Raw genomic sequence first — 25,290 nt, 5'->3', positions numbered from 1 at the left:
ACCATGACCGCCGCCACCCGCCGCGAACACGACCTGCTCGGGGACCGCGACGTCCCCGCCGACGCCTACTGGGGCGTCCACACTCTGCGCGCCACCGAGAACTTCCCCATCACGGGCACGCCGATCTCCGCCTACCCGCACCTGGTCGACGCGCTGGCCGCCGTCAAGGAGGCGGCCGCCCTCGCCAACGAGGAACTCGGCCTGCTGGAACCCGCGAAGGCCGCCGCGATCGCCACCGCCTGCCGGGAGATCCGCGGCGGCAGGCTGCACGACCAGTTCGTCGTGGACGTCATCCAGGGCGGGGCCGGCACCTCGACCAACATGAACGCCAACGAGGTCCTCGCCAACCGGGCGCTGGAACTGCTGGGACACGCCAAGGGCGAGTACCGGCACCTGCACCCCAACGAGGACGTCAACCTCGGCCAGTCCACCAACGACGTCTACCCGACCGCCGTCCGGATCGCGACCGTGTTCGCCGTGCGCGGCCTCCTCGACGCGATGGCCGTTCTCCAGGACGCCTTCGCCCGCAAGTCCGTCGAGTTCCGCGACGTCCTGAAGATGGGCCGCACGCAGTTGCAGGACGCCGTGCCGATGACGCTCGGCCAGGAGTTCTCCGCCTTCGCCGTCATGCTCGACGAGGACCGCAGCCGGCTCGCGGAGGCCGTCGAGCTGATCCACGAGATCAACCTCGGCGCCACCGCGATCGGCACCGGCCTGAACGCCCCTGCCGGGTACGCCGAATCCGCCCGGCGCCACCTCGCCGACATCACCGGGCTGCCCCTGGTCACCGCCGTCAACCTGGTCGAAGCCACCCAGGACTGCGGCGCGTTCGTCCAGATGTCCGGCGTCCTCAAGCGCATCGCCGTCAAACTGTCCAAGACCTGCAACGACCTGCGGCTGCTGTCCTCCGGGCCGCGCGCCGGCCTCGGCGAGATCAACCTGCCGCCGGTGCAGGCCGGTTCGAGCATCATGCCGGGCAAGGTCAACCCGGTGATCCCCGAGGTCGTCAACCAGGTCGCCTTCGAGGTGATCGGCAACGACGTCGCGATCACCATGGCCGCCGAGGCCGGGCAGCTCCAGCTCAACGCCTTCGAACCGATCATCCTGCACTCGCTGTCGGAGTCCATCACCCACCTGCGCGCCGCCTGCCTCACCCTCGCCGAGCGCTGCGTGGTCGGCATCACCGCCAACACCGAAGTGCTGCGCGCGACCGTCGAGAACTCCATCGGCCTGGTGACCGCCCTCAACCCGCACATCGGGTACACCGCCGCCACCGACATCGCCAAGGAGGCCCTGGCCAGCGGCCGGGGGGTCGCCGAACTCGTGCTGGAGCGGGGGCTGTTGCCCGCGGAACGGCTCGCGGCCCTGCTCCGGCCCGAGGTCATCGCCGGCAGCGGCGTGGCCGTGGTCTGAGGACTGCCCGGCGGCTGCAGGCCGCGAGGCTCCCCCACACGGTGGAGCTCCGGAGCAGCCGGACCTCGGCCCGACCGAGAAGTGGGCGAGCCCTCGGCGGAGGGGCCGGGTGGCCCGTGGAGTCCTACGGGCCACCCGCCCCGTTCGTCGTGCGCGCGGGCCCCGCGCCTGCCGGACCCGCTACGCCGCTGAAGCCGGCCGCCGGGGCCGGTGACGGGTCAGGTGACGGGTCCGGTGACGGGTCCGGTGACGGGTCCGGCCGACAATGGACCGGGCCGACCCGAACGTGTCCCGGCCAACGGACGAGACCGCTCCCACCCCAGTACCCGGCCGACCGGAAGGACCTCCGTGGCTGACCAGACGTTGTTCGCCGCGCAGCGGCGTGCGCTGATCCTCGACGAGATCCGTCGCACGGGCGCCGTCCGCGTCGCCGACCTGGTCGCGCAGTTCGGCGTGTCCGACATGACGATCCGCCGGGACCTGGACGCGCTGGCCCGCGAGGGCACCGTCCAGAAGGTCCACGGCGGAGCGGTGGCAACCGGGGCCGCCAGCACCTTCGAACCCGGCTTCGACGCCAAGTCGGCGCTGGAGGAGGGCACCAAGGCCGCGCTGGCCGGCGCGGCGGCACAGCTCGTGGAAGCGGGCAGCGTGGTGGCGCTGTCCGCCGGAACCACCACCTACGCGGTCGCCGCCCGTCTGCTGGACGTCCGGCAGCTGACGGTGGTGACCAACTCCCTGCGGATCGCCGAGCTGCTGTGGGCGGCGGAGAACGACGGGAGGGAGTCCGTCCCGACGCTCCTGTTGACGGGAGGCGCACCGACCCGCTCCGCGGCCCTGGTGGGAGCCCTGGCCGAACAGACGATCCGTACGCTCCACGTGGACCTGCTGGTCCTCGGCGTGCACGGCGTCAGCGAGCGGGCCGGGCTCACCACGCCCAACCTGGCCGAGGCCCAGACCAACCGGGCCCTGATCGCCTCCGCCCGCCGCACGGTCGTGGTCGCCGACCACACCAAGTGGGGCGTCGTCGGCCTGAGCAGCTTCGCGACCCTGGCGGAGGTCGACTGCTTCATCACCGACGACGCCCTTCCGGCGGCGGCCCGCAGCGCGCTCGCCGAGGCGGTCGGCGAGCTCGTCGTCGTTCCGGCGGCCGGCTGACCGAGGCTCTCCAGGGGTTACCACGGCCGGCGGAGCCGATTTCAACATAATCAAACATGCCAGGCGCCCGGGGTCACAGTCTGGGCTCAGCTGGGAACAAGGCCGCATTTAGCGACCCTCGGTGATCGGTCGCCCCGGTCCACATCGTTGACATGTGATTGCATATGTTTGATTCTGTTGAAGATCGGCTCGGTGGCCGACGCCCCCTGCGTAAGGAGCACAGCGGTGCACAGGACCGCGACCAAGCTGGCCGACGGCCGTGAACTCTTCTACTACGACCAGGAGTGGGCCGCGGACCGCGCCGCCGTGGACCGGCGCCCGCTCGTGCCCGCCGCGAGCCTCTCCGAGACCCGGCTCGACCCGGTGCTCGGCGAGTGGGTCACGGTCGCCGCCCACCGCCAGCAGCGGACCTACCACCCGCCGGCCGGCGAGTGCCCGCTCTGCCCCTCCCAGGATGATCGGCTCAGCGAGATCCCAGCGGCCGACTACGAGGTGGTGGTGTTCGAGAACCGGTTCCCCTCGCTCGCCACGGACTCCGCAGCGTACGTCGCGGCCCACGACGACCCGCTGCACACCGTCCGGCCGGGCACCGGCCGCTGCGAGGTGGTCTGCTTCTCCCCCGACCACCACGCCTCCGTCGCCGACCTGGACGAGGCCGCCGTCCGCCTCGTCCTGGACGCCTGGACCGACCGCACGGCGGAACTGTCCGCCCTGCCCGACGTCCAGCAGGTCTACTGCTTCGAGAACCGCGGCGAGGAGATCGGTGTCACGCTCCCCCACCCGCACGGCCAGATCTACGCCTTCCCCTTCGTCCCCTCCCGCACCACCCGGATGATCGCCCGCGCAGCGGCGCACCGGATCCGCACCGGGCGGAACCTCTTCGAGGACCTCCTCACCGCCGAACGGGCCGCCCCCGAGCGGCTGGTGCTGCGCGGCGAGCACTGGACGGCCTTCGTACCGTTCGCCGCCCGCTGGCCGTACGAGGTCCACCTCTCCCCCAACCGCCGGGTCCGCGACCTCACCGCGCTGGACGAGGCCGAGCGCGCCGAGTTCCCCGGCCTCTACCTCGACCTGCTGCGCCGCTTCGACCGTCTGTTCCCCGCGCCGGCCGGCTCCGCACCGAACCGCACACCGTACATCGCTGCCTGGCACCAGGCGCCGAAGGGCGGCGGCGACGAACTGGCGCTGCATCTGGAGCTGTTCACCGTCCGGCGCGCGCCCGGCAAGCTCAAGTACCTGGCGGGGGTGGAATCGGGGCTGGACGCCTTCGTCACCGACGTGAGTCCCGAGGCCGCCGCGGAGCGGCTGCGGGGCGTCGCGGCCGGCTGACCCGGCGCCCGCGGGAGGAGACCGTACCCGTCGTCCGCACCGGGCCCTCACCGGCCCGGCCGTCCTGCGGCCCGCGACCGTCCTGCGGCCCGTCTCCTCGATCGGTCGGCGGACGCCGTTCAGCGGCGGATGCGGAGCGCGTTACGTCCACCGGGTGAGCAACGGGTCCCGTCGGTGCCAGCCGACCGGCCGTGGCGTGGTGTTTCGGGTTCGATTGCGGATGCTGTCAGCGGTCACCGTCGCCGCGAGGACGCAAGGACGCAGGACGCAAGGACGCAGGACGCAAGGAGCAGACCCCTGAGTACGTCGACCGCAGAAGCGCTGTCCATCGGCTTGCTGGCGCTGGTTCTGCTCTGCGCGGTGGTTCGGCCGTGGGGTTGGCCGGAGGCCGTGGTCGCGGTCCCGGCCGCCGGGCTGGTGATCGCCACCGGCGCGATCTCGCCGGCCCACGCGGCGGACGAGGCCGAGCGACTGGGCCCGGTCATCGGCTTCCTCGCCGCGGTCCTGGTGCTGGCGCAGCTGTGCGACGACGAGGGCCTGTTCCGCGCCTGCGGGGCATGGATGGCCCGGGCGTCCGCCGGGAGCCCGCGGCGGCTGCTGGCGCAGGTGTTCGTGGCCGCCTCGGTGGTCACGGCGGTGCTGAGCCTGGACGCGACCGTGGTGCTGTTGACGCCGGTGGTGTTCGTGACCGCGGCCCGGCTCGGTGCGCGGCCCAAACCGCACGTCTACGCCTGCACCCACCTGTCGAACACCGCCTCGCTGCTGCTGCCGGTCTCCAACCTGACCAATCTGCTGGCCTTCGCCGCCAGCGGGCTGGGCTTCACCCGGTTCGCCGCGCTGATGGCGCTGCCCTGGACGGTGGCCATCGCCGTCGAGTACGTGGTGCTGCGCCGGTTCTTCACCGCCGATCTCGACGCCGCGGCCCCGCCCGCGGCGGAGGTCACGGCACCGGCGACGCCCGTGTTCGCCCTCGCCACCGTCGCCTGCACGCTCGCCGGATTCGTCCTCACCTCGGTCGTCGGCATCGACCCGGCCTGGGCGGCCCTGGCGGGCGCGCTCGTGCTCGCCGTCCGGGCCCTGGTCCGGCACCGCACCACCCCCGTCGCGATCGTCCGCTCGGCCGCCGTGCCGTTCCTGGCCTTCGTACTGGCGCTCGGCATCGTGGTCCGGGCCGTCGTCGACAACGGGCTGGCCTCCGCGCTCGGGCACCTCGTCCCCCACGGCACCTCGCTGCCCGCGCTGCTCGGCACGGCGGCGCTGGCGGCGGCACTGGCGAACATCATCAACAACCTGCCGGCCACCCTCGTGCTGCTCCCGCTGGCCGTCCCGTCCGGCGCCGGCGCGGTCCTGGCGGTGCTGCTCGGCGTGAACATCGGCCCCAACCTCACCTATGCCGGGTCCCTGGCCACCCTGCTGTGGCGACGCATCGTCAGCGAGCACGACACCGACATCGGCCTGGGCGAGTTCACCCGGCTCGGACTGCTCGTCGTGCCCGCCGCCCTGGTACTGGCAGTGGTGGCACTGTGGGGAGCACTGCAGGTCCTCTGAGGACGAGGAGCAGCGGACCGTGGGGAACGTCAGGAGCACCGGGAGCATGAGGAGAACGAGCACGTGACCGTCGTCGTCTGGATCGCCGAAGGCACCTGGCCCGCCTGTGTGGACGCGGCTCGCGCGCACGTCCCGGAGGGTACCCGGATCGTCCTGCTCCACGTGAGCGGCCAGGAGGTGCCGGGCGTGGCACACGGCGCGTTCGCCGGGCTGCTCGGACGCGGCCACCGCGAGCGGGACCCCGGCACCCGGGTGGAGACCCTGGCGGCGGCCTCCGCCCGCCACCTCCTGGCGGCCGCGGCCGACCGCCTCGGCCGGCCGTGCGCCCGGGTCGAGCGCACCGGCCGCGTCGAGCGCGAGGTCGTCGCGGCGGCGGAGGGCGCCGAGTTGCTCGTGCTCGCGCGCGACGGCGACCGCAGCCGTCTCGGGCCGCACAGCCTCGGTCCCGCCACCCGCTTCGTCGTCGACCACGCTCCCTGCCCCGTGCTGCTGGTCTGGCCGGAAGCGGCACCCGGCACCGCCACGATCCCTCCCCCGCCCGACGGAGCCTAGGGTCCGCCCCCGTGCCCGCGCCGCACCGGACGCGACCTCGCCCGGAAGCTCGCCGCCGGCTGGCGCCCCGTTCCGGTCGGCGGCTGGTACGACCTGCCGAGGCCCGTCCCGGCTACGACCGGGACGTCGCCGGACGGGCGCGGTGTCCGCGGGGTGCACGACCGGAGCCGGCAGCCGGTCGCGGTCCCGGCGCCGGTCGACCTCGACGGCTGTGCTGTCCGGCTGTGCTCGCCGGCTGTGCTGCCCGGCTGTGCTGTCCGGCGACGCGGTTTCCGCCGGCCGCTCGGTAGGCCCCGACGCCCGGGAGGTCCGGGTCTTCGCCGCCTCCTGACGCGCGAGGGGCGGTGGGCCCCGCCGGGCCCACCGCCCCGTTCACTCCCGGCGGAGCGTTCACCACCCGGCCGAGAAGCGGTACACCGTCCTTGACCGGTACTGCTCCCCCGGTCCCGCAGCCCACGGGGGCCTGCCGGGCCACCGTCAGCCCGTCAGGGGAAGACGAGTGCGCCTCCGGACACGGCGTGCTCCGCTCGACACGACGGGGAAGGGGGCGGCGCCCGCCGGGCGGGCGGGCGGCGCCGGCGCCGGACGGGGCCTCAGAGCCCCTGGGCCAGGCGGTGGTAGGCCTGGTTCCAGCGAAGCTCCTTGGTGAACCGGCGGAGGTTCGTGTCGTCGTCGATCACCAGCAGCTCGACGCCGAGCATCTCGGCGAGGTCCTCGAGCTCCTCGGTGCCGAGCGCGCCGGAGAGCACGGTGTGGTGCGGTCCGCCGGCCGTCAGCCAGGCCTCGGTGGAGGTGTGCAGGTCCGGCCGCGGCCTCCACACGGCGCGGGCGACCGGCAGCCGGGGCAGCGGCGCGGGCGGTGCGACCACGTCGACCTCGTTGGCGACCAGCCGGAAGCGGTCGCCGAGGTCCGCGAGGCCGACCACCACCGCGGAGCCGGGCTCGGCGTCGAAGACCAGCCGGACCGGGTCCTCACGTCCGCCGATGGCGAGCGGGTGGATCTCGCAGGAGGGCGTGCCGGCCGCGATGCTGGGGCAGACCTCCAGCATGTGGGCGCCGAGGATCAGCTCGCGGCCGAACTCCAGGTGGTAGGTGTAGTCCTCCATGAACGAGGTGCCGCCGGCCAGTCCGGTGGCGGCCGCCTTGAGGGTGCGCAGCAGGGTGGCGGTCTTCCAGTCGCCCTCGCCGCCGAAGCCGTAGCCGTCGGCCATCAGCCGCTGAACGGCCAGGCCGGGGAGTTGGCGCAGGCCGCCGAGGTCCTCGAAGTTGGTGGTGAAGGCCCGGAAGCCGCCTTGCTCCAGGAAGGCGCGTAGGCCGAGTTCGATCCGGGCCGCGTAGCGCAGTGACTCGTGGCGCTCCCCGCCGGTGCGCAGCTCGGGTGCGAGGCGGTAGGCGTCCTGGTACTCCTTGGTGAGGGTGGTGACGTCGCCGTCGTCGGTGGCGTGCACGGCGGTGACGAGGTCGTTGACGCCGTAGGTGTTGACGGAGACGCCGAAGCGCCGTTGGGCTTCGACCTTGTCGCCCTCGGTGACGGCGACGTCGCGCATGTTGTCGCCGAAGCGGGCGAGCTTGAGGCTGCGCAGTTCGGCGCGGCCGGTCGCGGCGCGGGCCCAGGTGGCGATCCGGGCGGACACGGTCGGGTCGCTGACGTGGCCGGCGACGGTCTTGCGCGGGACCCGGAGGCGGGACTGGATGTAGCCGAACTCCCGGTCGCCGTGGGCGGCCTGGTTGAGGTTCATGAAGTCCATGTCGATGGTCTGCCAGGGCAGGTCGACGTTCGCCTGGGTGTGCAGGTGGAGCAGTGGCTTCTGCAGGGCGTCCAGGCCGGCGATCCACATCTTCGCCGGGGAGAAGGTGTGCATCCAGGCGATCAGGCCGATGCAGTCGTCGGCGGAGTTGGCGTCCAGGCAGACCCGGCGGATCGCGGCGGCGTCGGTGAGGACGGGCTTCCAGACGATCTCGACCGGCAGGAGGGGGTCGCCGTTCAGTGCTTCGGCGATCCGCCGGGACTGCTGCGCGACCTGGTGCAGGGTGTCCTGGCCGTAGAGTCCTTGGCTGCCGGTCAGGAACCAGACCTGGCGGCGCTCCGGTGGCTTCTTCATGGGGTGGCTCCTCACCGGGCCTGGGGCTGGCCGTAGACGTTCTGGTAGCGGAAGTTGAGGCTGTCGATGTCCGCCTGCGCGATCGGCAGCGGCTCGCCGAGCTGGCGGGAGAGGTGGACGGTGCGGGCGACGTCCTCGCACATCACGGCGGCCTTGACCGCGGCGCGGGCGTCCTTGCCGATGGTGAAGACGCCGTGGCTCTGCATCAGGACGGCGGGCGAGCGGTGGCCCTTGAGGGTGTCCACGATCCCGCGGCCGATCGAGTCGTCGCCGATCAGCGCGAACGGTCCCACCGGGATCTCGGCGCCGAACTCGTCGGCCATCGCCGTGAGCACGCAGGGGACGGCCTCACCGCGGGCGGCCCAGGCACAGGCGTAGGTGGAGTGGGTGTGGACCACCCCACCGACCTCGGGAAGGTGACGGTAGACGTAGGCGTGCGCGGCGGTGTCGGAGGAGGGCGCGTGATCACCCTCGACGACGTTGCCTTCCAGGTCACAGACGATCATGTTCTGCGGGGTCAGCTCCTCGTAGGAGACGCCGCTGGGCTTGATGACCAGCAGGTCCTCTCCGGGGACGCGGGCGGAGACGTTGCCGGCGGTCCAGACCACCAGGTTGTAGCGGACCAGCTCCTGGTGGAGGTCGCTGACCTGGCGGCGGATGAGGTCGGTGGTCGCGTTCACAGGTCCTCGCTCGAAGTGGTGAGGGCGGCGTTGCGGATGTCGCGCAGGCGGTGCAGGAGCTTGTCGGCGCCGCGGCCGAAGTGGTCGTGCAGGGCGCGGTACTCGGCGAACAGCAGGTCGTAGGTGTCGGCGGCGGCCGGGTCCGGCTGGTAGGCGTGCCGGTGCACCCGGCCCATGGCGGCGGACGCGGTCCGCACGTCCGGGTGGGCCCCGGCGGCGACGGCGGCGTGGATCGCCGAGCCGAGCGCGGGGCCCTGCTCCGATTCGGCGACCGAGACCGGGCGGCGCAGCACGTCGGCGTAGATCTGCATCAGCAGGGCGTTCTTCTTGAGGCCTCCGGTGACGATGAACTCGGTGACGGGGACGCCGCCCTGTTCCAGGGCCTCGACGATGACGCGGGTGCCGAAGGCGGTGGCCTCCAGCAGGGCCCGGTAGATCTCCTCGGGGCGGGTGGCGAGGGTGAGTCCGACGATCACGCCGGAGAGGTGGTGGTCGACCAGGGTGGAGCGGTTGCCGTTCATCCAGTCGAGCGCCACCAGGCCGTGCGCGCCGACGGGCTGGGCGGCGGCCTTGCGGGTGAGCAGCCGGTGCAGGTCCTCGCCGTTGCCCTCGGCCTCGGCCTCGGCCAGGTAGTCGGCGGGGACCCCTTGGCGCAGCCACCAGGCGAAGATGTCGCCGACGGCGCTCTGACCGGCCTCGTACCCGTAGGAGCCGGCGACGATGCCGTCCTCCACCGCGCCGCAGATGCCGGGGACGTCCGCGAGCGTCGCTCCGTTGACGACGTGGCAGGTCGACGTTCCCATGATGGCGAGGAGTTGGCCGTCGTCGACGGCGCGCGCGGCCGGTGCGGCGACGTGCGCGTCCACGTTGCCGGCGGCGACCGCGATGCCCTCCGGCAGGCCGGTCCACTGCGCCGCCTGCGCGGTGAGCGAGCCGGCCCGGGAGCCGAGCGGGGAGAGCGGGTGCTCCAGGCGGGTGCGGGCGAAGTCGGCGAAGTCCGGGTGGAGCGCGGCGAGGTAGTCCGCGCTCGGGTAGCTCCCGTCCTGGTGGATGCCCTTGTAACCGGCCGTGCAGGTGTTGCGGCTCTCGGCGCCGGTGAGCTGCCAGACGATCCAGTCGGCAGCCTCGATCCAGCGCTCGCACGCGGCGTAGACGGCCGGGTCCTCCTCCAGGACCTGCAACGCCTTGGCGTACTGCCACTCGGCGGAGATCCTGCCGCCGTACCGGGAGATCCACTTCTCCCCCCGGGCGTGGGCCAGGGCGTTGATCCGGTCCGCCTGACCCTGGGCGGCGTGGTGCTTCCAGAGCTTGGGCCAGGCGTGCGGCCGGGACGCCCAGGCGGCGGTCTCGGCGAGCGGGGTGCCGTCGGCGAGCACCGGCAGGACGGTGCAGGCCGTGAAGTCGGTGGCGATCCCGATGACGTCCGCCGGATCCACGCCGGAGGCGGCGAGCGCGGCCGGGACGGCGGTGCGCAGCACCTCGCGCCAGTCCGCGGGGTGCTGCAGCGCCCAGTCGGGAGGCAGCGGCCGCCCGCTGCCGGGCAGCTCGCGCTCGATGACAGCGTGCGGGTAGTCGTGGACGGCCGTGCCGACCTCCTCCCCGTCCCGCACGCGTACGACCACCGCGCGGCCGGAGAGGGTACCGAAGTCGACGCCGACGACGTAGCGGTCCGGGTCGTGGGCGGCAGGGATCACGGTCACTTCCTCATCCTTCGTGCGGGAGGGCTGCGGTGCGGCCTGTCGCCGGTGCTGTCTCCTCGACCGGGGCAGGGCGGAGGACACCGGCGACAGGTTCGTTCCGCTCCTCCCGTCAGGAGGGCGGAACGAGGGGCCGCCGGCCGGCGCGCCGAGGAGCAGGGACGACGTCGGGCCGGCGGAGTTCGGGGCGTTCCTGTTAACGCTCACACGGATTGTTAGCGCTCACATTTGCGATGTCAAGGGAAGTGGACGACCTCGTCCGAGCCGGCTGGCGGGCTGGCGGGGCGCCGCGGTCCGGCGGCCGTTCAGCGACGGCCGGTGGGGCCCACGCTGCGCCGCAGCACCAGCTCCGGGGAGATCTGCACATGGGCCGCCCGGGAGAGCGCCGCACCCTCCAGTTCCTCGACCAGCAGCTCCAGTGCCCTGCGGCCGAGTTCACCGAAGTCCTGGCGCACCGTGGTCAACGGGGGGGTGAAGTACGCGGCCTCCGGGATGTCGTCGAAGCCGACCACGCTTATGTCGCGCGGCACCGACCGGCCGGCCTCGTGCAGCGCGCGCAGCAGACCGAGGGCCATGTGGTCGTTGGCGCAGAAGACGGCGGTGACATCCGGCAGTTCGGCGATGCGCAGGCCCACCTGGTAGCCGGAGCGGGCACTCCAGTCGCCGCGCCCCACGTCCGGCACCGGGGCCCCGGCCGCCTCGAGCGTGCGGCGCCAGCCCTCTTCCCGGTCCTGGCTCTCCAGCCAGTTGACCGGCCCTGCCAGATGGTGCACGGTGCGGTGCCCCAGGTCGAGCAGGTGACGGGTGGCCGCCTCGGCGCCGGAGCGGTTGCCCACCGACACCATGGGCACCTGGGTCTGGTCGCCCGAACCGACCGCGACCACCGGCACCGAGCTGGAGAGCCGGGCCACCGCACTGACGGAGGAGGTCTGCGGCGCGATCACGACCACGCCCTCCACCCCCTGGTCGCGCAGCCGGTCGACCGCCCCCTGCACCGACCGGCCGTCCAGGGAGCGCAGGCTGGTCACGCTCACGAAGTACCCGGCGCTCCGCGCGGCCTGCTCGATTCCGTCCAGCATCGAGGCCGGGCCGTAGAGGGTCGAGTCGAAGCTCACCACGCCGAGCGTCTGCGACCGGCGGGTGACCAGGGCGCGCGCGGCGGAGTTGGGCCGGTAGTCGAGCTCCCGGATCGCGGCCAGCACCCGCTCGCGGGTGTCCGGCCGGACGTGCGGGGCGCCGTTGAGCACTCGGGACACCGTCTGGTGGGACACTCCGGCCAGCTTCGCCACGTCCGCCATCACGGGCTGGCGCTGTTCCGTCCCGGCGCTATCGGTTCCCACTCGCAGTTCCCTCCTCGGTTTGGACCACACTACGCGACCGGTTCCACCCCGGGCCGCGGTCCGGGGATTCCAGCGGCGACGAGCGCTCCGGCGCCGCCGTCCGTCGGGTACCGAACCGTGATCCAGGACTCTTGACGGTTCCATTGTGAGCGTTAACACTCATGTCTCACCAGGCCGGGGCCCTGCTCCCCACCCGGGGTCCGCTCCCCGGCCCCGCCCGACCGCTCCCAGCCGCCCGGTCAGGGTCGCTCTGTGACGGTCGCCGAACATCACTGGAGGAACTGTGCGGAAGATCTCGGCGGGCCTCGTCGCCGCGGGCCTGCTGCTCTCGCTGGCGGCCTGCGGTCAGAGCGCCAACGGCGTCGGCGACGGCGCGGCCAAGGGGGACGCCAAGGGCGGGCTGGTCGGCATCGCGATGCCGACCAAGTCGTCGGAACGCTGGATCAACGACGGCACCAACATGGTCAAGGAGTTCCAGGCCAAGGGCTACAAGACCGACCTGCAGTACGGCGACAACGTGGTGGAGAACCAGGTCTCCCAGGTGGAGAACATGATCACCAAGGGCGCCAAGCTGCTGGTGATCGCCGCCATCGACGGTTCCTCCCTCACCAACGTGCTGCAGAAGGCCGCCGACGCGCACATCCCGGTGATCTCCTACGACCGGCTGATCCGCGGCACCGGCAACGTCGACTACTACGCAACGTTCGACAACTACAAGGTCGGTGTCCTCCAGGGCGGTTACATCGCCGACAGGCTCGGCCTCAAGGACGGCAAGGGCCCGTTCAACATCGAGCTGTTCGCCGGTTCGCCGGACGACAACAACGCCACCTTCTTCTTCAACGGCGCGATGAGCGTCCTGAAGCCGTACCTCGACGCGAAGAAGCTCGTCGTGCAGAGCGGCCAGACCGACTTCAACCAGGTCGCCACGCTGCGCTGGGACGGCGGTCTCGCCCAGTCCCGGATGGACAACCTGCTGAGCAAGTCCTACACCTCGGCCCGGATCGACGCGGTCCTCTCCCCGTACGACGGCATCTCGATCGGCGTCCTCTCCTCCCTCAAGGGCGTGGGTTACGGCACCGGCAGGTCGCTTCCCGTCGTCACCGGGCAGGACGCCGAGCTGGCCTCGGTCAAGTCGATCATCGCGGGCGAGCAGACCCAGACCGTCTACAAGGACACCCGCCAGCTGGCCAAGGTGGCGGTGCAGATGGGCGACGCCCTGCTGACCGGCGGGAAGCCCGAGGTCAACGACACCAGCCAGTACAACAACGGCGTGAAGACCGTTCCGGCACAGCTGCTCCAGCCGGTCAGCGTCGACAAGGACAACTACCAGAAGGTCCTGGTCGACAGCGGTCAGTACACCGCGGACCAGCTCAAGTAGCCCCGAGGGGCCCGTTCGACGGGCCCGTGCCGAACCGGCGGTGCGCAGTCCCGGGCCTCCCCACCGCACCGCCCCGAACGATACGGACGCACAACCATGGCTGGACCCGTTCTCGAGATGCGGTCGATCAGCAAGTCGTTCCCCGGTGTCAAGGCACTCGCCGAGGTCAACCTGACCGTCGCCCCCGGTGAGGTGCACGCCGTCTGCGGCGAGAACGGCGCCGGCAAGTCCACCCTGATGAAGGTGCTCAGCGGCGTCCACCCGCACGGCAGCTACGAGGGCGAGATCCTCTTCGAGGGCGAGCCCTGCCGGTTCAGGGACATCCGGGCCAGCGAGCAGCGCGGCATCGTCATCATCCACCAGGAACTGGCGCTGGTTCCCTACCTGTCCATCGCCGAGAACGTCTTCCTCGGCAACGAGCACGCCACGCGGGGGATCATCGGCTGGCACCGGACGCTCACCCACGCCGCCGAGCTGCTCCGCCAGGTCGGCCTCGACGAGAACCCCCACACCCGGGTCGCCGACCTCGGTGTGGGCAAGCAGCAGCTGGTCGAGATCGCCAAGGCGCTCGCCAAGAAGGTCAAACTCCTCATCCTGGACGAACCGACCGCCGCGCTGAACGACGAGGACAGCCGCAAGCTGCTCGACCTGATCCTGGAGCTCAAGGCGCAGGGCATCGCCTGCATCGTCATCTCGCACAAGCTGAACGAGATCGCCCGGGTCGCGGACGCCGTGACCATCCTGCGCGACGGGCGCACCATCGAGACCCTCGCGATCGGCGACGAGGGTATCTCGGAGGAGCGGATCATCCGCGGAATGGTCGGCCGCGACCTGGAGCACCGCTACCCCGAGCGCGCCGCGGAGATCGGCGAGGTCGCCTTCGAGGTCGAGGACTGGAGCGTGCGGCACCCCATCGACCAGCAGCGCATGGTGGTCGACGGCGCCTCGCTCAACGTGCGGCGCGGCGAGATCGTCGGCATCGCCGGCCTGATGGGCGCCGGCCGGACCGAGCTGGCCATGAGCGTCTTCGGCCGCTCGTACGGCCGGTGGGCCGCCGGCAGGGTGCGGCTGCACGGCCGGGAGATCCACACCCGGACGGTGCCGGAGGCGATCGGGCACGGCCTCGCGTACGTCACCGAGGACCGCAAGCAGCTCGGCCTCAACCTCATCGACGACATCAGCCGGAACATCTCGCTGAGCGCGCTCGGCAAGGTCGCCCGGTTCGGCCGGGTCGACCGGCACGAGGAGGCCCGGGTCGCGGAGTCCTTCCGGCGCACCATGAACATCAAGGCCCCGACGGTGTTCACCCGGACCGGCACGCTCAGCGGCGGAAACCAGCAGAAGGTCGTCCTCAGCAAGTGGATCTTCGCCGAACCGGAGGTGCTGATCCTCGACGAGCCCACCCGCGGCATCGACGTCGGCGCGAAGGCGGAGATCTACACCGTCATCGCCGCGCTGGCCGACCAGGGCAAGGCGGTGCTCGTCATCTCGTCCGAACTCCCCGAACTCCTGGGCCTGTGCGACCGGATCTACACCATGGCCGAAGGCCGGATCACCGGCGAGGTGGCCCGCGCCGACGCCACCCAGGAATCCCTCATGCGGCTCATGACCATGAGCACCGCATCCAGCAACGAGCAGGTGTAGGCATGGCCCAGACCGAGATCATCCCGGATTCGTCACCGAAGGCCCCGCAGTCCGGCCCGAGCCCTTCCGTCGGCGGTGTGCTGGCCCGCGCGCTGCGCGGCAACGTGCGCCAGTACGGCATGCTGGTCGCCCTCGCGCTGATCGTGCTGCTGTTCCAGATCTGGACGGACGGCATCCTGCTCCAGCCGCTCAACATCACCAACCTGGTCCAGCAGAACGGCTACGTCCTCATCCTGGCCATCGGGATGATGATCGTCATCATCGCCGGGCACATCGACCTCTCGGTCGGCTCGCTGGCCGCCTTCGTCGGGGCCGCCGCCGCGGTGATGATGGTCGAGCACCACGTGTCGTGGCCGGTGGCCGCGCTGGCCGCACTGCTGGTCGGCGCAGTCGCCGGCGCCTGGCAGGGGTTCTGGATCGCCTATCTGGGGATCCCGTCGTTCATCGTCACCCTGGCCGGCATGCTGCTGTTCCGCGGCGGCACCCAGATCCTGCTGCAGGGCCAGTCGGTCGCGCCGTTCCCCAAGGGCTTCCAGAGCATCAGCAGCGGCTTCCTCCCCGAGGTCGGCCCGCACACCAACTACCACAACCTCCCCCTGCTGCTCGGACTCGCCGTCCTCGCCGTCGCGGTCCTCCAGGAGGTGCGCGGGCGGCGGCGGACCGCCTCGTACGGGCTGGATGTGCTCCCGCTGGGGCTGTTCCTCGCCAAACTGGCCGTGATCACCGCCGCCGTGTTGGTCTTCACCCTGCTGTTGGCCAGCTACCACGGCGTCCCGATCGTCCTGCTGATCCTCGGTGCGCTGCTGGTCGGGTTCGGCTACCTGATGCGCAACTCGATCATCGGCCGGCACACCTACGCCATCGGCGGCAACGAGGCGGCGGCGAAGCTGTCCGGGGTGAAGAGCAAGCGGGTCGTCTTCCTCGCCTTCACCAACATGGGTGTCCTGGCCGCGCTCGCCGGACTGGTCTTCGCGGCGCGTCTCAACGCCGGCACGCCGCAGGCGGGCATCAACTTCGAGCTGGAGGCGATCGCCGCCGCGTTCATCGGCGGGGCCTCGGCCAGTGGGGGCGTGGGCACCGTCCTCGGCGCCATCATCGGCGGCCTGGTGCTCGGCGTGCTCAACAACGGCATGTCGCTGGTCGGCGTCGGCACCGACTACCAGCAGGTGATCAAGGGCCTGGTGCTGCTGGCGGCGGTGGGCTTCGACGTCTACAACAAGCGCCGGGCCGGTTCCTGACCCCGGAACACCGTCCCGGGTGCCCCTCGCCCCCGGCCGTCCGCCACCGGACGGCCGGGGGCGACATGCGTTTCCGGGCCCCTCGGACCGGGTCGGCAACAGCTGACCCGAGGCTCCTCCCGGGCGAGCGGCAACCTCTGCCGCCACGGCGGCAACTGACGGGTGACCGCGAACGGACACCGCTCAAGGGTCATCCGATCGAGCACCCGCCGACCGCCGGCGGCACCCGCCCGGCCGACGGGTGCCGCCGGCAGGGCCGAAGCAGGGAGCGGCCCCGCCGAACGGGCCGGGCGGATCCGCGGCGCCCGCCCACGGGCCCGGCCCGGGAAGACCCCGGAGAAGAACTTTCGCCGGCGCGGCAACCTTTCGGCTCGTCGGCGCCCACTGGGCAGTGCAGCGTCGAGTCGATCTACCGAATGGATGGGAATGAGGGCAACGAAGCACGCCGCCCCGCAGCGGAACCGCAGACGTGGGCCGGTCATGGGCATTGCGTTGGCGCTGGTGGCGGTAGGGGTACCGGTCTGCCTGGCCTTCGGGCTCCTGCCGGGCGGCGGGGGCGACGCCGGTTCCGCCAGGCCGGCCACCGCCGCCTCCGTCGCGGCCGTCGCCGCCACCGGGCCGGGTGCGCCGCCCGGCACCGACGTCCCGGCCGATCCCACGCTCCCGGCGGCGTCCCCCTCGGTGACCGGCCCGCCGTCGCCGTCGGCCACCGGCACCCCGTCGACCTCCGCCACTTCCGTCCCGCGGCCGTCGGCCCCCACCGCCGGCACGGCGATCCCGTCCCCGTCGGCCGACTCGGCCACCTCGGTCCCCGCCCGCGCCTCAGCCGCCCCGGCCCCCACCCGGGGCCAGGGCACCGCACCGACCACCCCGCCCCCGGCCGGGCGGATCAAGCCCGGGACGGACTACCAAGGCGTCGCGACCTCCTACGACGCCGCCGACGGCAACGGCGCCTGCTCGTTCGGCCCAGCGGGCGACCTCATGGTCGCGGCGATGAACCACACCGACTACGAGTCGTCCAGGGCCTGCGGGGCGTCCGTGCTCGTCCGTGCCGCCAACGGGGCGAGCATCACGGTGCGGATCGTCAACGAGTGCCCCTTGCCCTGCGCGCCCGGGCAGCTCGACCTCAGCCACGAGGCCTTCGCCCGACTGGCCGACCTCTCGGTGGGCCGCCTCCCGATCAGCTGGACGGTGCTGAGCCCCGCCACGGCGCCGGACACGATGTCGATCCGCTACAAGACCGGCTCCAGCCAGTGGTGGTGCGGGATCCAGGTGATCGGCCACCGGAACCCGGTGGCGGCGCTGGAGGTCCGGACCACCGCCGGCTGGCGACAGCTCACCCGGACCGACTACAACTACTTCCTCTCCCCCGACGGCAGCGGGTGCGGCGCGCCGCTCAGGGTCACCGACGTCTACGGGGAACAACTGACCGTCGACGGGATCGCCGTCAAGCCGGACGTCGCCCAGCCGACCCGAGTCCAGTTCGCCCGGCATTGACCGCGCCGCTCGCCCGGCAGCCGGCGGTGCTCCCCCGCCGGGGCGCCCCCCGACCGGAGCCGGATACGGACACTGCTACGCTCACGCCTGTTGTTAACGCTCACACTGCAGGGAGAGGGCGACCGGGGGAAATGCTCCTCGATGACGCGTCCGCGGAGTTCCACGAATTCTTCGAACGCCACTACGCCGAACTCGCCCGTCTCGCCCATCTCCTCACCGGCGAGACGGACGCGGCCGACGACCTTGCCGCCGACGCCCTGATCGCGCTGTGGCAACGCTGGGACCGGCTCCGCGCCGCCGACCACCCGCTCGCCTACGCCCGCGGGGTGGTCGCCAACATGGCCCGGGCGCGGATCCGCAGCGCCGTCCGGGAGCGGCGCAGGGTCCTGCTCTTCTGGTCCCGCGTCCCCGAGAGGACGGACGGTCCGGACACGGCCGCCGTGCTGGACGTCCGGACGGCGCTCGCCCGACTGCCGTTCCGCAAGCGGGCCTGCGTGGTGCTGCGCCACGCCTTCGACCTGTCGGAGAAGGACACCGCCGCGGCGTTGGGCGTCTCGGTCGGTACGGTGAAGAGCCAGACCTCGAAGGGCATGGCCGAGCTGGAACGCGCACTCGGTGCACGAGCGGTCGGCGAACTGGCGACAGGAAGGAGGAACCGGTGAACGAGCACATCACCCGGCAGCTGCGGGAGGCCGCCGAAGCCCACCGACCCGACCGCGCACGGATGCTGGCCCGGGTCGAACGCGGCGCAGCCGGCCCGGCCGTCCGTCACCGCGCACCCTCGTTCGCGAGGTCGTGGTCCAAGGCCGCCCTCGCCGGCCTCGCCACCGCCGGCATCCTGGCGACCGGGGGCCTCGCCGTCGCCGGAATCGTCCGCACGCAGCCGCCGTCGGGCACCGTCACCACCGCTCCGACCACGCCGCCCCCGGCGGCCACACCGTCCGAGTCGGCCACCCCTTCACCGACGCCGTCGACCGCCCCGCGGCCCGTCGCGCCGGCGCCACCACCCGCCCCCGGCACGACCACCCCGACCGTGCCGACCACCCCGGCCGCTCCGGCCACCCCGCACCCGACCGCTTCGGCGAGCAGCCGCCCTCAGAACGGATCGCTGTCGTCGGAGGGATCGGTCGATCCGCACAGCACCGTCTACTGGGCCCAGAGCAACCTCGTCCTCAGGACCAGCCAGCCGCTCACCGCCCTCACCGTCGAGTTGCGGATCGCCCAGACCGGCGAGGTCCGTGACACCGGCAACTGGCGGACCCTGCCGAGCGAGGACTTCACCGTCACCGTCCAGGAGTCCGGCGGGGTGCTGCTCTACCGGTGGGTCCTGAAGCCGGGCCGCACGGTCCCGGTCGGACAGCACCAGTTCGCCGGCCAGTTCAACCACGCCGTCGGCGTGCGCAGCGCCGCGAACGACGGCTACCGGGTCGACGCCCAGTCGGCCGGCGGCCCCGCCTCGGTCTGGGGAGGCTTCGGCCCGGCACATTGAGGGCCCGGCAGACCGAGGGCCCGGCGCGCCGTGGTCGGCGGCTGCCGTACCGCCGGTCGCCCGGGCCTCACGCGCCCGGGAGCCCTGCACGCCGGGTGCGGCCGCGGCCGCCGGGGCGGCCCGCTCCTCCGAGCGGGCCGCCCCGGATCCGGACGCGGCCGGGGGTGGCTCCGGCGGCGGCCGAGGTGTCGTCAGTCCACCCGGGTGAACTCCTCGAAGACGCCGTCGACGTAGTCGAAGCGGAGTGTGGTGGACGAGCAGGTGTAGGGGTCTCCCCGGTTCTCCGGGTTCGCACGCAGCGGCTCGCGATGGATCTCCCGGTCTCCCTGCCTGATGGTGAGCACCCCTTCGGCGGTTTGCCCGTTCGACAGGAAGACTCCGAGACCGGCCGTCCACCGGTAGGTGGCGTGCCGGGACTCCAGCATCGTCACCGTGCTGCCGTCGGGTGCCCGTCCTGACATGGCGAGCGACGGGGAGTCGTCGACGGCTGTCCCGTCGGGTGCGATGGTGACGGTGAAGGAGGACGCGCCGGTTACGTCGACCACACCCAGCCCGAACGACGAGAGGTTCAGGTGTTCGGTGCTCCTCGTCAGCCGCCAGCGCCCAGGCAGGCAGCCGTCCGGGGCACGGTCCACCGGGGTGCCGGCCGGGTGCGGGGCTTCCGGGTCGAGAGTCAGGCAGTAGTTGCCCAGCGCCGTGAAGGCGTCGGTCGCCCCCGCCGGATCGGGCGCCCGGGTGCTGTCGACCACCGCCCGACCGAGCCTGGCCAGTTCCGGATCGTCGGCGTGGGTCAGGACGGACCCGTACCAGGTCAGCCGGCCCACCAGATCGGCGTTCCCGCCCTCCTTCTTCGTACGCGCGGCGGGCACGGTCTTGAAGAGCCAGACCTCGTCCGGCGGCAGCCAGGCGCACAGGGACGCCGCGCCGAGGTCCGGCGGGAGGGCCAGCCGGTCCGACCGGTCGACGGGCAACTCGTTCTCCGGCAACTGCGGGGGTGCTCCGACGGCCGCCACTCCGAGGATCAGGACCATGAGCACGGCGGGGAGCTGCACCACCCGAGCGACCCGCCACGACCTGCCCGGGTGGGCCGGGTTACCGGCCGCCGGCACCGTGCCCGCCGGATCGCCGCGCCGGACCAGTGCGGTGCAGCGGCCCAGGGCGGCGCCGACCAGCGCGACGGGCAGGGCCACCAGCGCCCCCTGGCCGAGCAGCCAGACGCAGGCGTTGCGGAACTCTCCCCAGGGGACGCCGCCGTCCGGCACCGATCGCCGGACCAGGTTGTCACCGGCCACCACGCCGGTGACGAGGACACCGGCGAGCACGGCAGCCGCGAAGCCGGAGACCCAGCCGAGCCCGGTCCCGCGCCGACCCGCCACGGTGGCCACAGCCAGCGCCACCAGCCCCTGCAGCACGGCGAACGCCGTCAGCCGGGGCGCGAGGCCGGTGCCGGACGGGTCCACCACGGGATGGCTCAGCGTCGACGACCACCAGCCGTCGGTCAGCAGGGTGAGGGCGAGTGCCACGACGGCCGCCGCCGCCGACAGCGTGAAGACCAGCGCCAGCGGCATGCCTCGGGTCGAAGGCGGGCGCCGGTCCGAGGGGCCCGACGGGCCGTCATCCGCGCCGGGGCGGCGGGCGGCCAGGCAGGCCGCAGCCAGCGGAAGGACGGCGAGCACCACCAGTGCGGCGGTCAGGAAGCCCTTGTGGGCCGTCGTCATCGTCAGGTAGGTCAGTGACAGCTGCCGCGACCAGGACTCGCCCAGGCCGCTGAAGTGTGCCTGCCCCCAGAAGGCGAACAGCCCGCCGAGCGGAACGGCCGCCGCGCCGGTGGCGGCCGCCAGCAGCAGGCGGGGCCGCCGGAGAGCGCCGTTCGACACCGCGAGGTCGGCCGAGACCACCAGCCACCCCACCACGAGCACGACGCCTGCCGCCAGTACACCGGCCACCACGAGTCCGGTTCCGGGTTCGGTCAGCGTGGCCGGCCACCACCGGACGACCAACGCACTCCAGCTCAGGCTCTCGCCGAGGAGCAGCCCCGCCACCGTCACCAGCCCCGCCGCCAGGGCCCGGGCGAGTACGAACCGGCGGCGTGCCGGCCCGGCGCAGGCCTCGCGGAGGGCACCTGCGGCGAGAACCGCGGCCACCGGGAGCGCCAGGATGATGCCGACCAGGACCGGGGCCCAGGGCCACGTCCCGAGGAGCCGGGAGATCGCGAGGTGCACCCCCTGGTAGCCGAGCCCGGCCGCCGTCCCGGCCACGGCGGCCTCACCCAGGTGGAACCGGAGCAGGACGGTCGGATCGCCGAACACCTCGACCCGCCGAGTCGGCGACGGGTGACGATCGACGGCCCGGTCGTACCAGTGGCGCAGCCGGGCCGCCCGCCCGTGCAGCCGTCGCGTCTCCTCCTGTTCCTCCTCCGCGGCCCGTGCCACCGAGCGGGCGAACCACACGCCGCCGTCGACCAGGGCGGCTCGCAGGTCCGCGTAGTGCTCACGGGCGCGTCTCACCGAGCGATGGGCGAGGAGCACCAGGACGACCACGGCGGCGAGGCCCCGCACCTCGCCCGCGACGAATTCCGCCCATGCCGTGTCGCGGGTGAGGTCGAACACGGCGACGGCCAGCACCGGGCCGGCCGTCAGGACGAGGAACGCCCACCGCAGCGCGTCCGTCAGCTGGATGATGCCGATGTCGCGGTTGCGCAGGTGGGCCAGCTCGTGGCGGACCGTGCCGCGGAAGTGCTGCCGGTCGACCTCGTCGTCCGACTTCGCCCTCATCAGCAGTCCGGCGTCGAGCCGCATCTCGTGGCGGGGCGGGAGGCCGAAGGTCGAGGCGCTGCCGCGGTCGTCGTCATGGGTCAGGAAGACCGGGAGCCCACGCACCTCGCTCTCGTCGGCCAGCCGGGCCAGCTCGGCCTCCACGGCCAGGCGGTGGTCAGCGGGCAGGACCGTCGACTGCGCCAGCGGGACGAGGTGCCGGCGGCGACGGATCCTGGCCGGGTGGCGCAGGTAGCGGATGCCCGCCAGGGCGAGGAGCGCGACGAGCGGGGCGAGGTCGAGCAGCATGGCCGACCGGAACGTCTCGGTCGGGCAGCCGGCCAGGGCCGACGCGTATGCGCCGGGGTCGGTGGCCGAGGCGGTCCGTCGCGAGCAGTCGCCCACGTCCGGGGTCCAGCGGAACGCGATCTCCAGGAGCCAGTGGTAGAAGGGGATCGCCGCGAACAGCAAGGTCGCACCGAAGAGGACGAAGCGCGTCCAGGTGGCTGACGGGGCCTGCAGGACGGCGGCGGTACTCGCCGCGGGTGGGCGGACGGCGTCTTCACGGGTGGCCGACACGACGCCTCGCCTCAGCCGCCGAGTCCGGGCCGGGCACCCTCCCCGCCCGGCTCCGCCGTGGCGGACCGGTTCCTCCTCTCGGGGTGCATGCCGGCTCGGGCGCGGATTCCTGTTCGGGCGCGGACGCCGGCTTCGGCCCGTGCGCCCGTCTCCGGTCCGTCGCCAGGCGCTGGGGCATCCGCCGCGAGGAGCTCCTCGCAGAGGTAGTCCGTCAGCGCCTTGGCCAGCTCGGCCGGTAGCCGACGTGCCAGCTTCCGCTCGATCTCCGGCCGCAGCGCGGCGACCTGGTCGACAGTGAGGAGCGTCACCGGTCCGTCCCGCCGCACGGCCAGCTCCGGCTTGCCGAACCGCGCCCGCACCCGGCGCCACACCGCCCGCAGTCCGCCTCTGGCCGCATCGGCGGTCAGGGCGATCGCGAGGTCGTGCAGGATCGCGAGCAACGCCGGCGCGACCACGGCGGCCGCTGCGCCGATCCCCGCACCTGCCCCTGCCTCACCCTCGCGGCGCCTCGTGGCGAGCACTGTCCCGGGATTGGCGAAGTAGATGGTCAGCGCGTCGTCGACCCGGGCAAGCTCCTCGGGCCGATGCCGACGGACCGCCTCCCGTACGAACTCCTCAACCGATACGGCTCCGGTGTCAGCCACTCCGGTCTCCCACCACTGTGCGTGTCCATGCCGGTCTGTCCCGGGCCAACGCTCCGGGCCGGTCACCGCCCCGGGGCGCCCGGGCGCGTGGTGGGCGACTCTCCCAGTTCACCACCGCCACCGGAAGAGGGATCCGGATAAAGAATTGACCAACCACCTTTGACCAGGGCCGACTTCACAAACCCACCCAGCGGACAGCTGATGGATCGTCAGACGGGAAGCCGCGCGCGGCCCGACCGTCCGTGGGCAGCCGTTCCAGGGAAGGGCCCGCGCGTCCGTCCGGACCGCGGTGACCGACAGCCACGATCGCGGGCCCCGCATGCACCCGACATGACGGCAGCCGGCCGGATCGGCTCGGAGGACGAGCGCCGCCGCCCGTGTTCCCCCGCCCGACCCGGGCCGTGGGCGCGTCGGTCACCGGGCAGCCCGGTGGACGCGGGTTAGCCTCGGACTCCGGCCGGTGCGGCCCGCCCGCCGGAGCGCCGAACGCCGGAGGTCTTCCGTGTCCCTGGTCCGCGTCCACAACTTCTCGGTCTCGCTCGACGGTTACGGGACCGGCGAGGGGCAGAGCCTGGAGGCCCCGTTCGGGCACGCCGGCGACCGCCTCCACCGCTGGTTCTTCGGCACCAGGACGTTCCACCGGATGCAGGGGAAGGAGGGCGGCGACACCGGCGTGGACGACGCGATGGCCCGCGGCTGGGGCGACGGCATCGGTGCGGAGATCATGGGGCGCAACAAGTTCGGCCCCCAGCGCGGCCCTTGGGAGAACCACGACTGGAACGGCTGGTGGGGGCCGGATCCGGTCTTCCACACCCCGGTCTTCGTGCTGACCCACCATCCGCGGCCCTCGGTGGAGATGGCGGGCGGCACCACCTTCCACTTCGTCGACGCCTCCCCCGAGGAGGCGCTCCGCCAGGCCCGGGCGGCCGCCGGCGGCCTCGACGTCCGGATCGGCGGCGGGCCCCGCACCGTACGCGCCTTCCTGGCCGCCGATCTGGTCGACCACCTGCACGTCGTCGTGGTGCCGATCCTCCTCGGGCGCGGCGAGCGTCTGTGGGACGGACTGGAAGGAATCGAGGAGCGGTTCCGCACCGAGGCGGTGACCAGCCCGAGCGGGGTGACGCACGTGACCTTCACGCGCGTCTGAGGTCACGGGCGGCAGCCGCGCCCGGACCGGAGGAGCCGGCTGTCGGCCTGCCGTCCCGGGCGTCCTGCCGTAGCAACAGGCTGCCGAGCGCGGTGCGCCGGTGCAGAACCGCCTTGCCGGCACGTGAAGTGGAGATCAGTCCGGCGCCTCGAAGGGCCGCGGTGTGAGCCGAGACCGTGGCGGCGCTGACGCAGAGCCGTCGGGCGAGCTCGGTCGTGGTGCGCTCCCCGGCCAGCAGGTGCAGCAGCTCGACGCGGGTGTGCCCGATCACCTTGCCCAGCGCCTGTGGACCGGCGGAGCCGTCGGGCTGCGGCAAGGAGCCGGCGCCCGACGGGTACGTGACGGCGACCGGGCGGTCGGGCAGGTCGGACACCAGCGGTCCGCCGGTCCAGTGGAAGGTGGGCAGGAGGAGCAGCCCGCGCCCGTCGAGACGGACCTCCCGCGGCCTGCCCGGGAGCTCCCAGACGCCTCCGTGCAGCCGGGCGCCGGGCAGCAGCCCGGCCAGCACCGAGCCGACGCCGCCTTCGGCGAGTTGCACGGCCCGGCGCACGAACTCCGCGTGGTGCAGGTCCTGCACCTGCGCCCAGACCGGGCCGAGCAGCACCTCGAACGCTGCGTGCTGCGCACGACGGATCAAGCGCCACGCCTCGGGAGCGCCCCGGTGCAGTTCGTGGATCCACGCCGGGGCGGGCGTGCGCGCGGGTGCGTAGACCCGTTCCAGTTCGGCACCGACCAGCCCGGCCGGGGCCGAGCGGACCTGCTCCAGGGCGTCCGGGAGGGAATCCGCCAGGACGTCCAGGAAGCTCGGTGCCAGGCCGGCCGGGACGAGGTCCGCGAGCGGGAGGGCCGCCTTCGGCAGCGCGCGCAACGCCCTTCTCCGCCAGGAGCCGTGGAGGAGCTCGCCGTCCTGGCGGCACATCAGCATCAGTGCCACGTTGAGTTCCTGGAGCGGCGCCGGCCGGGGCGCGAGGCCGACCCGGGCGAAGTCGTCCGGCGTGAAGTGGATCCGGAGCACGGCGCCCCCTGTGTGTCAGCCCCATCAGTGTGGCGGGGCACCATCCCTGAGCCTCAAACCTAAACGATCGTGCGCGTCGGTCCGGGCGGG

The 25,290-nt window shown here is 72.9% G+C and carries 19 protein-coding genes; 12 read left to right on the top strand and 7 right to left on the bottom strand.

All coding sequences use genetic code 11. The annotated features are described in order from the left end of the window. Positions 1-3: 3 nt before the first annotated feature. The 5 genes from aspA (at position 4) to MCM47_RS08365 (ending at position 5,997) form a co-directional block, all read left to right on the top strand. Entirely contained in the window at positions 4-1,413 is a 1,410-nt protein-coding gene (gene aspA, locus MCM47_RS08385) for an aspartate ammonia-lyase (protein WP_238859922.1), read from the top strand. Between the two features lie 348 nt (positions 1,414-1,761). Beyond that, entirely contained in the window at positions 1,762-2,568 is an 807-nt protein-coding gene (locus MCM47_RS08380) for a DeoR/GlpR family DNA-binding transcription regulator (protein ID WP_238859920.1), read from the top strand. Positions 2,569-2,793: 225 nt separating this feature from the next. Then, entirely contained in the window at positions 2,794-3,897 is a 1,104-nt protein-coding gene (gene galT, locus MCM47_RS08375; RefSeq protein WP_238859918.1) for a galactose-1-phosphate uridylyltransferase, read from the top strand. Positions 3,898-4,194: 297 nt separating this feature from the next. Beyond that, the gene (locus tag MCM47_RS08370) at positions 4,195-5,445 is read left to right on the top strand and encodes an SLC13 family permease (protein ID WP_238860060.1); all 1,251 of its coding nucleotides are present in this window, start codon (positions 4,195-4,197) and stop codon (positions 5,443-5,445) included. A gap of 63 nt (positions 5,446-5,508) precedes the next feature. Then, the gene (locus MCM47_RS08365) at positions 5,509-5,997 is read left to right on the top strand and encodes a universal stress protein (protein ID WP_238859916.1); all 489 of its coding nucleotides are present in this window, start codon (positions 5,509-5,511) and stop codon (positions 5,995-5,997) included. 593 nt (positions 5,998-6,590) lie between these two features. On the opposite strand, the gene araA is transcribed toward MCM47_RS08365, so the two are convergent. From araA to MCM47_RS08345, 4 genes are all read right to left on the bottom strand, one after another. Beyond that, complete coding sequence (araA, locus tag MCM47_RS08360; protein ID WP_238859914.1) at positions 6,591-8,099, bottom strand: L-arabinose isomerase; 1,509 nt, start codon at positions 8,097-8,099, stop codon at positions 6,591-6,593. A gap of 11 nt (positions 8,100-8,110) precedes the next feature. Then, complete coding sequence (locus MCM47_RS08355) at positions 8,111-8,779, bottom strand: L-ribulose-5-phosphate 4-epimerase (protein WP_238859912.1); 669 nt, start codon at positions 8,777-8,779, stop codon at positions 8,111-8,113. Then, positions 8,776-10,479: a ribulokinase gene (locus tag MCM47_RS08350; protein WP_238859910.1), complete on the bottom strand. Its 1,704-nt coding sequence runs from the start codon at positions 10,477-10,479 to the stop codon at positions 8,776-8,778. Before MCM47_RS08350 ends, MCM47_RS08355 begins: the two co-directional genes overlap by 4 nt. 302 nt (positions 10,480-10,781) lie before the next feature. Further along, on the bottom strand, positions 10,782-11,816 hold the full coding sequence (locus MCM47_RS08345; protein ID WP_238859908.1) for a LacI family DNA-binding transcriptional regulator: 1,035 nt from the start codon (positions 11,814-11,816) through the stop codon (positions 10,782-10,784). 283 nt (positions 11,817-12,099) lie between these two features. Between MCM47_RS08345 and chvE the strand changes: the two genes are divergently transcribed. From chvE to MCM47_RS08315, 6 genes are all read left to right on the top strand, one after another. Further along, positions 12,100-13,194: a multiple monosaccharide ABC transporter substrate-binding protein gene (gene chvE, locus MCM47_RS08340; protein ID WP_308222299.1), complete on the top strand. Its 1,095-nt coding sequence runs from the start codon at positions 12,100-12,102 to the stop codon at positions 13,192-13,194. A gap of 96 nt (positions 13,195-13,290) precedes the next feature. Next, positions 13,291-14,838: a multiple monosaccharide ABC transporter ATP-binding protein gene (gene mmsA / locus MCM47_RS08335; RefSeq protein WP_238859906.1), complete on the top strand. Its 1,548-nt coding sequence runs from the start codon at positions 13,291-13,293 to the stop codon at positions 14,836-14,838. 2 nt (positions 14,839-14,840) lie between these two features. Further along, the gene (mmsB, locus tag MCM47_RS08330; RefSeq protein ID WP_238859905.1) at positions 14,841-16,076 is read left to right on the top strand and encodes a multiple monosaccharide ABC transporter permease; all 1,236 of its coding nucleotides are present in this window, start codon (positions 14,841-14,843) and stop codon (positions 16,074-16,076) included. 480 nt (positions 16,077-16,556) lie between these two features. Next, positions 16,557-17,573, top strand: coding sequence for an expansin EXLX1 family cellulose-binding protein (locus MCM47_RS08325; protein ID WP_238859904.1), 1,017 nt, complete (start codon positions 16,557-16,559; stop codon positions 17,571-17,573). Between the two features lie 131 nt (positions 17,574-17,704). Continuing rightward, positions 17,705-18,235, top strand: coding sequence for a SigE family RNA polymerase sigma factor (locus MCM47_RS08320; RefSeq protein ID WP_238859903.1), 531 nt, complete (start codon positions 17,705-17,707; stop codon positions 18,233-18,235). Beyond that, the gene (locus MCM47_RS08315) at positions 18,232-19,062 is read left to right on the top strand and encodes a hypothetical protein (protein WP_238859902.1); all 831 of its coding nucleotides are present in this window, start codon (positions 18,232-18,234) and stop codon (positions 19,060-19,062) included. The genes MCM47_RS08320 and MCM47_RS08315 overlap by 4 nt, the downstream gene beginning before the upstream one ends. 191 nt (positions 19,063-19,253) lie before the next feature. On the opposite strand, the gene MCM47_RS08310 is transcribed toward MCM47_RS08315, so the two are convergent. Both MCM47_RS08310 and MCM47_RS08305 read right to left on the bottom strand, forming a co-directional pair. Then, entirely contained in the window at positions 19,254-22,394 is a 3,141-nt protein-coding gene (locus tag MCM47_RS08310) for a M48 family metalloprotease (RefSeq protein ID WP_238859901.1), read from the bottom strand. An 11-nt stretch (positions 22,395-22,405) separates the two neighbouring features. Further along, complete coding sequence (locus MCM47_RS08305) at positions 22,406-23,038, bottom strand: hypothetical protein (RefSeq protein WP_238859900.1); 633 nt, start codon at positions 23,036-23,038, stop codon at positions 22,406-22,408. A 502-nt stretch (positions 23,039-23,540) separates the two neighbouring features. Between MCM47_RS08305 and MCM47_RS08300 the strand changes: the two genes are divergently transcribed. Further along, positions 23,541-24,185, top strand: a complete 645-nt coding sequence (locus tag MCM47_RS08300) for a dihydrofolate reductase family protein (protein WP_238859899.1) — start codon at positions 23,541-23,543, stop codon at positions 24,183-24,185. Here the strand turns inward: MCM47_RS08300 and MCM47_RS08295 are convergent. After that, complete coding sequence (locus MCM47_RS08295; RefSeq protein ID WP_238859898.1) at positions 24,172-25,200, bottom strand: helix-turn-helix transcriptional regulator; 1,029 nt, start codon at positions 25,198-25,200, stop codon at positions 24,172-24,174. The genes MCM47_RS08300 and MCM47_RS08295 overlap by 14 nt on opposite strands. Positions 25,201-25,290: the final 90 nt, after the last annotated feature.

It is taken from the genome of Kitasatospora sp. A2-31, from assembly GCF_022288725.1.
Taxonomy (GTDB): domain Bacteria; phylum Actinomycetota; class Actinomycetes; order Streptomycetales; family Streptomycetaceae; genus Kitasatospora.
The sequence above is the reverse complement of the archived record's forward strand: the minus strand, read 5'-3'. Positions and strand labels throughout refer to the sequence as shown.